General features: G+C 60.5%; 7 protein-coding genes. 2 read left to right on the top strand and 5 right to left on the bottom strand.

Going from position 1 to position 8,876, the window contains the following annotated elements; genetic code table 11:
• Window positions 1-31 precede the first annotated feature (31 nt).
• Window positions 32-358 (bottom strand): hypothetical protein, encoded by a 327-nt coding sequence (locus tag A5906_RS30205; RefSeq protein ID WP_080138859.1) that lies wholly within the window; start codon window positions 356-358, stop codon window positions 32-34.
• Between the two features lie 277 nt (window positions 359-635).
• Here A5906_RS30205 and A5906_RS30200 point away from each other — a divergent pair, with 277 nt between their 5' ends.
• Window positions 636-869: a DUF3551 domain-containing protein gene (locus A5906_RS30200; protein ID WP_080138858.1), complete on the top strand. Its 234-nt coding sequence runs from the start codon at window positions 636-638 to the stop codon at window positions 867-869.
• Window positions 870-1,311: 442 nt separating this feature from the next.
• Window positions 1,312-2,850: a peroxidase family protein gene (locus A5906_RS30195; protein ID WP_080138857.1), complete on the top strand. Its 1,539-nt coding sequence runs from the start codon at window positions 1,312-1,314 to the stop codon at window positions 2,848-2,850.
• Window positions 2,851-2,987: 137 nt separating this feature from the next.
• On the opposite strand, the gene A5906_RS30190 is transcribed toward A5906_RS30195, so the two are convergent.
• The 4 genes from A5906_RS30190 to A5906_RS30175 form a co-directional block, all read right to left on the bottom strand.
• Window positions 2,988-3,992: a HupE/UreJ family protein gene (locus tag A5906_RS30190; RefSeq protein ID WP_080138856.1), complete on the bottom strand. Its 1,005-nt coding sequence runs from the start codon at window positions 3,990-3,992 to the stop codon at window positions 2,988-2,990.
• Window positions 3,989-4,849 carry a peptidyl-prolyl cis-trans isomerase gene (locus A5906_RS30185; RefSeq protein ID WP_080138855.1) on the bottom strand — a complete coding sequence of 287 codons (861 nt, stop codon included), beginning with the start codon at window positions 4,847-4,849 and terminating at the stop codon, window positions 3,989-3,991. Before A5906_RS30185 ends, A5906_RS30190 begins: the two co-directional genes overlap by 4 nt.
• A gap of 14 nt (window positions 4,850-4,863) precedes the next feature.
• On the bottom strand, window positions 4,864-6,750 hold the full coding sequence (locus A5906_RS30180) for a DUF3604 domain-containing protein (RefSeq protein WP_430642427.1): 1,887 nt from the start codon (window positions 6,748-6,750) through the stop codon (window positions 4,864-4,866).
• 614 nt (window positions 6,751-7,364) lie between these two features.
• Window positions 7,365-8,810 carry an IS1182 family transposase gene (locus A5906_RS30175; protein ID WP_136615447.1) on the bottom strand — a complete coding sequence of 482 codons (1,446 nt, stop codon included), beginning with the start codon at window positions 8,808-8,810 and terminating at the stop codon, window positions 7,365-7,367.
• Window positions 8,811-8,876 lie beyond the last annotated feature (66 nt).

Genomic DNA, 8,876 nt, shown 5'->3' with positions numbered 1-8,876 from the left:
CGGCGCGACGCCTCGTCGCGCCGCCGCGCGATCACTGTTTCTCGAACGGAATATATTGCTGGTACTGCCTCGGCACCGAGCTGCGATAGCGCGCGGGCACAGTGCCGGTATCGACGGAATGATCGATCTCCTGCTGCCGCGTCATCTTCTTCTTCGCCGGCTTTTTCGATGCGCTCTTCTTGGAGTCGGAGGACTGGCCGGAGGTGTCGGCGGTCGCGCTCGGCGCCGTGGTCGCGGTCGATGTCGCCGCAGGCGCCGCGGCCCCCCCGGCGGCCGGTGCGCTCTGCGCCAGCGCGAATGAAGATTGCGCGAGAAGCGCCAGCGCTGCTGTCGCAGCCAGCAAATATGACCTTTGCATCAGTACCTCCAAAAATGAGCCGACCCGAATGAGGAAAGCGTGGGCCTGCGCCGCGCCAAATCCTCTCGCGAAAAGTCCGCTCACGATAGGCCGGCAGCCGGTGGCGAACTGTGGCCAAGATCACATTGCCCGCCACAGCCTGCCTCATCATAGGCGCATGTTGAACGCCGCGCCCACTGCGGACACCAAGACAAGCACGACAAAGTGTCGGGCAAGTCCCGGAACACGCAAGTTGAGCTGGTGTTCCTCATTCCACCGTTCTCGCAAGGAGACTGAAATGCGTCGCACCATCCTCACTGTCGCATCGTTCGCGGCCCTCATGGCCGTGATGGCCCCGGCAGCCCAGGCCCAGCCCGCGAACGACAGATATTGCCTGCAGGGCCGCATCTGGGGCTATCCCGGCAACTGCCAGTTCGCAACCTATCAGCAGTGCCAGGCCTCCGCCTCCGGCACGTCGGCCTATTGCGGCATCAATCCGCGCTACGCATTCGCGCAGCAGCGCTATTACTGACGTAAAGCGCGATGAGATTTGGATGAATCGCCATCGCGCTTTAGGTTGTTTTTGCGCATGATCTTTCCGGAAAACCGCTTCGCACTTTTCCGGATCATGCTTTGATTGCGGCGTGCGCGCTGTCACGCGCGCGCCNCCGCCACAATCCTCACATGGCGACGACCGACCGCGCCGACAGATCCGGCGAGTCGACACCGCACGAAGCTGCACGCGCGCGCCGATGACGAGAATGTTATCCGTCATCGGTCCGGGAAAAATTTGCAAAGCGCCGCCGCAGCTTGCTCACACCCCTCCGCTTCGGAACAGCATCGTCATCGCGCACAATGTGAAGCTGCGGCTTGTGGCGTGCCAAGATCCCTGATCTAGCTTCGCCTGCAAATTATGTTGCGAACAACTTTAGCTTTATTCGCTCCGTCGTGACTTTTTCATGGAGGTGTTTTCAATGAGCAGCCGCCACGCAATTGTTCCGCGCGGTCTGAACGCAACCCGTTCGCCGCTTTCGCAAGGCCGCTTCGGCCGCATGTTCCGCAAGCTCGCTCCGGCAAAATTCGGCGCCAGCGATTCCGCCAACGTCACCAACCTGTCGGCGCTGGCCGACAAGATGGTCGGCAAGTTCGACGCACCCAAGGACGGACCGGACGCGGAGGAGAGCGGCATTCCAGCGCTCTACACCTATTTCGGCCAGTTCATCGACCACGACATCACCTTCGATCCGGTCAGCTCGCTGACCAAGCAGCAGGATCCCGACGGGCTCGTCGACTTCCGCACGCCGTCGTTCGACCTCGACAACGTCTACGGCCGCGGGCCGAACGACCAGCCCTACATGTATGACGGCAACAAGTTCCGTCTCGGCGAGAAGCTGAGCGGTACGGGCGTCGCCGACACCCACGACCTGCCGCGCTTCAAGGGCCGCGCGCTGATCGGCGATCCCCGCAACGACGAGAACAGCATCGTCTCGCAGTTCCAGGCCCTGATGCTGCGCTTCCACAACCGCATGGTCGACGACAACGACAGCCTGTCGTTCGAGGACGTGCAGCAGCGCGTCCGCTTCCATTATCAATACGTCGTGCTCAACGATTTCCTGCCGCGCATCGTCCATGCCAGCGTGCTGGACGGATTGAAGACGGCGGGCCGCTACGACCGCAGCAAGCTCGCCCACTACCACTGGAAGACCTATCCGTTCATGCCGGTCGAGTTCTCGGTCGCGGCCTACCGGCTCGGACACTCCATGATCCGCCCCGGCTATCGGCTGAACGATGCGGCCAACATGCTGCTGCAGATCTTCCCTGATCCGAACAACCCCGATCACAACGCGCTGACCGGCTTCCGCGCGATGGGCCCGGGACGCGCGATCGACTGGGGCCGCTTCATCGATCTCGACACCCGCGCTTACGGCGTCGAGGACGACGACACCAATCCCGACAACAAGCGGCGGCTGCAGTTCGCCTATCGCATCGACGCATCGCTGGTCGATCCGCTGCGCAAGCTGCCGCCGGAGGTCGCCTCCAATCCGGCGTCGCTGGCGCTGCGCAATCTCGAGCGCGGCTGGCGGCTCGGCCTGCCCTCGGGCCAGGCCGTCGCCAGGGCGATGAACCTGACGCCGCTCGCCGACGATCAGATCATCATCGGCAAGGCCGTCGACGAGCCCGGCCCTGACGATCCGCAAACCAAGATCGCAGACATTGCGAACGGCGTGTTCGCCGGCAATTGCCCGCTCTGGACCTACATCCTGGCCGAGGCGCGGCAATTCCAGACCGCCGTGCAGATTCCCGCTACCGGCGCACCGGCAGGCGGGGTCAACACACCGCAGCTCGGCCCCGTCGGCGGCCGCATCGTCGCCGAGGTCTTCCTCGGCATGCTGTTCGGCGACAATTCCTCCGTACTGTCGCTCGACCCGCAATGGACGCCGGTGACGGGGCCGAGCTTCGCGCTGAAAGACCTTGTCGCCTACGCTCTCGGCCAGGGCGATCCGCTGCACTGAGCGCGTGACGAACGATGAAAGGCCGCTCGCGTCACGCGAGCGGCCTTGTGCCCACTCGTCGCGTCCGGTTTGCGCCTTGAAGGCGACATTGCAAACGACATGCATCATGTCGGCCTTGGGCCGGAAGCGGAAGTCGCTCACATTGTAAAGAAGCTTAGCGACCGTTCGAGCAGCCAGAAGCCTGCCATCATACCGACGCCGTAGGTGACAGCTGGTCGCATCCTGCTCAGCAGCAATTCACCATCCGGGATGCGCTGAATTATGTGAGCCCCGCCAAGTAACGTAGTGATAAAGATTAGCTGACCGAGTTCGACCCCTAGGTTGAATGCGAGCAGCGCCAATGGCACGTCACGCTGCGGCAGGCCGGTGTCAAGAAGAGCGCCGGCGAAGCCAAGCCCATGCAAGAGTCCGAACGGGAAAACGACAACCCAGGGGTACCGGACGGTGACTCCGATCTCCCCTCTTGACATTTTGACCGCCTCCGTGGCGACGATCATGATGCTCAGGGCGATCATGGCCTCGACGGGCGGACGCGGCAGTTGCAGGACATGAAGCGACGCCAGCGCCAAGGTCATCGAGTGCGCCACGGTGAAGGCCGTGATGGTCCCAACCAAGCGGCGATACCCGCGAACGATCATCAGCATCGCAAGCAGGAACAGTAAGTGGTCGTAGCCGGTCAGGATGTGTTCAATACCCATTCCGGTATAGGTCGCTGCCACCGTCAGGAGGCGGGGGCGCGATTCGATCTGGAAAGACCTCCGAGTTGGGGTCAGGCGCACAACCTGGGCAATCCCGTCATTCCACTCGATGCGTGCCAGAGCATCCGTCAACGTGGCATCCAGCCCGGAGATTGAGATGGTCTTGCCGGCAAGCGCAGTGGGATGTCTGACTTGCCAACGCGAGACAAACGAATTGTTGATGTAGGCCGCGCGGGGTTCGGTGACAGCGACGGTGTCTTCAGGCAGTTCGACATCGATGGCCAGTCGAAGCTGGTTGCCTAACGCAGGCACCTTCCAGAGGACGTCAAAGACATCGCGCCCACTCTGCCGTATTTCCAAATATGCTGGGCGTAATTCATGCGCATTGCCGGGAACGCACATCAAGCCGAGCAGGATAACGAGACCGTAGACCGGGCGCATCATGGCTGTCTCTCGCGCGGCTGTTCGGAAGCCTGCTCAATGACAACGCGATAGCGACTGCGCAGTCTTGCGAACGTTTCCGCGTTTGCCTTGATACGTTCCCGCTCGCTCCATTCGCGTAATAGCGCCGGTCTGGCTTCGTCAAGCGAAGGAAGCCGGCCCTGCTCCCGGCTCGTTACCCGTACAAAATGGACGCCATAGGAAGATCGAAGGGGTCCCTCCCACGAACCGGGCGGAACGTTGGCGAGTTGCCCTGAGAAATCCTCTCCAAACAATCGGGTCAGCTCGTGGGCGGGCATATCGGCAAACGACTGGCCCAACAGGAAGCGGTCGCCGATTTCGGCCGGATCGGTACTCTCGCTCATTTCCGCCAGCTCCTTCCCTAGCGCGTCCTGCCGCTCAGCTAAACGATCTCGATAACGGTCAGGATTGAGAAAGACGTGCGAAAAGGAATAGCGGCTTTCGGTTCTGAACCGATCCGGCTCATTATGCAGCAGACTGTTCAGCTCGTCATCCGTCGGTGCGCGCTGTGCCGCGACGTCTTCGGCTAGAAATTCCAGCTTTTGGCGAAGCCTTCTGCGGATCACGGGGTCGTCATTGTCGAGCCCCATGGCCTTGGCTTCCCGATAGAGGATTTCCTCGCGAACATAGTCGTTGACGAGGTCGCTGAGTTCGTTCGGATTTGGCTCCCGACGCCAGCTGCGGCTGAACATGCCTGCGAGATGCGCAACCCGGCTCCGGGAGACGACGATATCTTGGACGGATGCACTGTCGACCCTTCTAACACCCGCGTAAACGGCGAATAGTAGCGCGCCGAGAACAATGAAGTGAAGCAGGGGCTCGCGGAGAATCCGCTGCATGACCAAACCTGACGCTATTTGGCCGGGGTGTACCAGATCGGAGACGTATACGCCCTCTCGGTCACGGTCATGGTGGTCCCCTGCAGCGGAGTAACGCCAAGCCGCGTGGCGTCATAAGCTGTCCACCGGGGGGTCGGAATCTCGATGACGCGACCATAGTAGAAAGCACGCAGGGAAGGATCGAAATCGGGATCCTTCCACACTGTGATCAGTTCAGGTGCACCGATTGTGTTAGTCCAGATGGCATTGGCGAGGTCAACCGTACTGCCAACCGATGGCAGCTTGCCCGTCTTGGCGTCGGGTTTGCGATCGCCCGACCAGGCCACATCGTAGACCTTCTCCTGCCCGTTACCGTCCTTGTCGAGCCACCCCTTGACGATCTGGTACCGGTCGAGGTTGGCACCGATCGGATCTTTCAGAGCAGCGACGAGGAAAGTGGGAGTTTTGCCTTGCGGCGCTGAGCCGAGATCGCCACCCATGGGCACGCCCTTCGTGTAACCAATGTCTGCCGGCAGCCGGTTATCCGCGTCGCCGGGCGCAAAGTCCCAGCCCCCGAAGAAACGTACGATCATCCGCGAGCCGGTGGTTGCGTAGGTCTCCTTGCGTTGCATCGCGTCCCACAGCGAGGCTCGCGTATTCTCCTTTGCCCAGACCGCCGCGTATCCAGAGGCAGACACTTCCCAGTCCATCACCTTCACGCCAGTTTGGGGATTGTCGATGAAGACAGATGTCATTCGCTTCGGACCTGGTTCCTGCGGCGCGACCTTGCCGAAGAAGTTTTCTTCTTCGATCGCGACGAGGCCAGTATGGGCGTCAGTGCTCCCCACCATGCCGAACTTGTAGGGGTTTACGCCGAGCGATTGTTCCAGCTTGAGGCCGTTCTTCAGGGCCGAGCGTGCATATTCGAACTCAAGCATCTCCTTCTTCTTGGCGACGCTGCCATCGAGATTGCCTTTGTCCCAACGCTCGAAATTCGCGAGCTCGTCATTTGGAGACAGGAAGGGATGAGTCTCGCTATCCCCCTTGGTCTGAGTGGCCTCGTAAAGCCGCTCCCATTTTGCGCGGGTCTCCGCGTATTCACGGTCGATTTTCTTGCCAAATGACTCGACAGTCGGGAACATCAGGCCATTACTGAGATTGCCGTTGTGGCTGATGGCGAGCACGCTCCCGCCAGTCTTTTTCTCGTAGCTATCCATCCACCTCCAGAGATCCACCGGATTGTCGCTGCCGATTGGCGGCGTGACGGTGAACGGATCGACCTGGCTCGCCTTGTCGCCATTGTCGCGGAAGATTACGTTGCGATGCAAATTGTTGCCGCCGGTGTTTGAGGTCCACTCATAGCCGATGAATGCCGTAAAGCGCCCCGGATCGTTGTACTGTTCGGCTGCCGCGACGTTGTCGAGCCACGCATTGTGATAAGCACGGGTACCGGGGGAGTAGAGAAGATCCTTGGGAAATGTCCCGTGCGAGAACGCAGTAATGATCTCGATCGCCGCGTCGGAGCCCTTGCCCGAACGTATCATATCGTACCAGCGACGGCCGGTCGGATCGGCCAGCAATTCCGGCTTGCCTGCCATCATATCGGGGAAGAACCCCATATTGTCGGAGTGATCTGCCACCACCAGGAAGTCGAGCGGACGGGATAATTTCACTGGTTGTCCGCTATTCGACGCGATCTGCTCGCCGCGCGCAAAGCGATAGGCGTCGCGTGGCTTCAAGCGTGCGCCGAAGGCGCCGGCGTCAAACGATACTGCGGTATGCAGATGGGTGTCGCCGAACAACGGTCGGGTCGGAAAGTCACGATCGGCGTAGGGAGAGTAGTTGGCCGGCTTCTTGAAGACGGCTTCCGCCTTCTCGGTGGTAAGGGACCCCGTATCGTCCGCCAGTACGGGCGCGACCATCCCGAACGTGATCATTATCGCCATCGCCAACACACACGGCTCGTTTCGAAGCGCCATCACAATCTCCTTCGAACAAATCAACCCAATCTCTGCGTGCCCCCCGTCCCAGACGTCCCGGGGACTTTTGGCAACGAAATATGCAGCCTGAAAAACGTAGCTGTAGCACCTGTATGAACAGCAGTATCTCCCGAACCGCTGATTCACTCTGCACGAAGACAAAGGCCCACTTCGTTACCGGCCGCGGGCGCGCGCTCCATCACGTCAGTTTCGCTTGCTTATCGGTGTAAGCCTAGGTAGCGCTTCGCACCGGCCAATTGATTCAGATCAAACTCGGGAAGGTTGGACAAGTCGGCAAGTGGTCATGGGCCGATGTGGTAACCTTCGGCGGAATGTTCACGACCGCGAATGAAACAGAGATTTCAATGGACGGCACGGCTTCGGCGTGGATGCGTTCAAGTCTGTTTTGGGTCTTGGGTGTGTGCAAACGGATAGGTCGGCACGCGGCCGTGATTCCAATCGTTGCAGGCGGCCGATGTCTCGCGTCGGAGCGTCCAATGACCGGCCAAAGTGGGTATCGCGGCGGGATATTGCGCTTTTGGAGGCCTTTCCGGCCTTCAGGCGGCGCGGATGGCTGCAATCAGGCTCGGTTTGCCGACGATGTTCATCACCCGCGTGAGGTTATAGGCGAGAACATGCAGCGCCATCTCAGCGGCGACATTCCGTAGCCGCTTCGTCAGGAAGTGGGTCGCACCCATACGGGCTTTGATCGTGCCGAAGGGATGCTCGACTGTCTCGCGCCGCCTCCGCATGGCGTCGGGATCGGAATCGAGCCGTCTCTGGACCTCCTCGACCACATGCTCATGCTCCCAGCGCGTGATGCGACGCTCCTTGGACGGCGTACATTGACTCTTGATCGCGCAGCCTTGGCACGCCGCTGTCGACCAGTAACGGCGCAGCGTCATGCCATGCTCGATGTTGGTGAAGTGATACGGCAGCAGCTGACCGGATGGGCAGCGGTAGACGTCCTCATCAGGCAGGTAGGCGAAGTCCTGTTTGCCGAACCGGCCCTCCGCCTTGGCGTTCGACGTCATGGGCTTGGGCAGCGTGACTGCAACGCCAGCCTCTTCGCAGGCCAATATCTCCTCTCCGTCGAAGTAGCCACGGTCGGCGACCGCCTCGAGTTTGTCCACTTCGAGCACTTCTTTGGCTTGCTTCGACATCCGAGCAAGCTGCCCACGGTCGTTGCCGACGTTTATAACCTCATGCGTAACAATCAGATGGTGTTCGGTGTCCACCGCGACCTGAACATTGTAGCCGACCACACCCGATCCGCGTCCGCTGGTGGCCATCGAACGGGCATCTGGATCGGTGAGCGATATCTGTTGATCCGGCGTGTTGCGCATCTGCGCATCAAGCACTTCCAGGCGGCTCATCTCCTGCTTCAGCCGAGCGATCTTTTCCTTGATCCTCGTCGTCTTGATGCTGATCGCTTCCGATGGATCCTGCCGATCGGCGCTATCGAGTTGACGCAGATATCGACCGACGCTTTCCTCGATCTGCGCCATCCGCCTCGCGATCTTGGCATGCGTGAAGTTGCGATCGCGGTTGTTCACTGCTTTGAACTTGCTGCCATCGATTGCGACGCTTGGGGTCTGCAACAGGCCCATTTGCCGGCATAGCGCAACGAACTTCGCACAAACCTTCCGGATCGCCGCGCCATTATCCTTCCGGAAATCGGCGATCGTCTTGTGATCGGGAGCCAGGCGCCCGATCAGCCACATCACCTCGACATTGCGGCGCGCCTCGCGTTCCAGGCGGCGACTGGATTGCACCCGATTGAGATAACCGTAGATGTAAAGCTTCAGAAGGACTGCTGGATGATAGGAAGGTCGGCCCGTCTCCTTCGCGATCACACGCTCGAATCCCATTCCATGCAGGTCGAGCGCCTCGACAAACACATCGATCACATGGACCCCGTTGCCCTCGTCTACCCAATCCTCCAGACATTCCGGCAAGAGCGTCAGCTGGGATCTGTCCGCGCCTTCAACGAAGCGTCCCATCCGTATCCCCCATTAGGAAACGGAGGAATCGTAACCGACTCGTGGCTTTTCACACAGCCAGGGTCA

Source organism: Bradyrhizobium sacchari (genome assembly GCF_002068095.1).
GTDB classification, from domain to species: domain Bacteria; phylum Pseudomonadota; class Alphaproteobacteria; order Rhizobiales; family Xanthobacteraceae; genus Bradyrhizobium; species Bradyrhizobium sacchari.
This window is presented reverse-complemented; position numbering and strand designations above follow the sequence as displayed.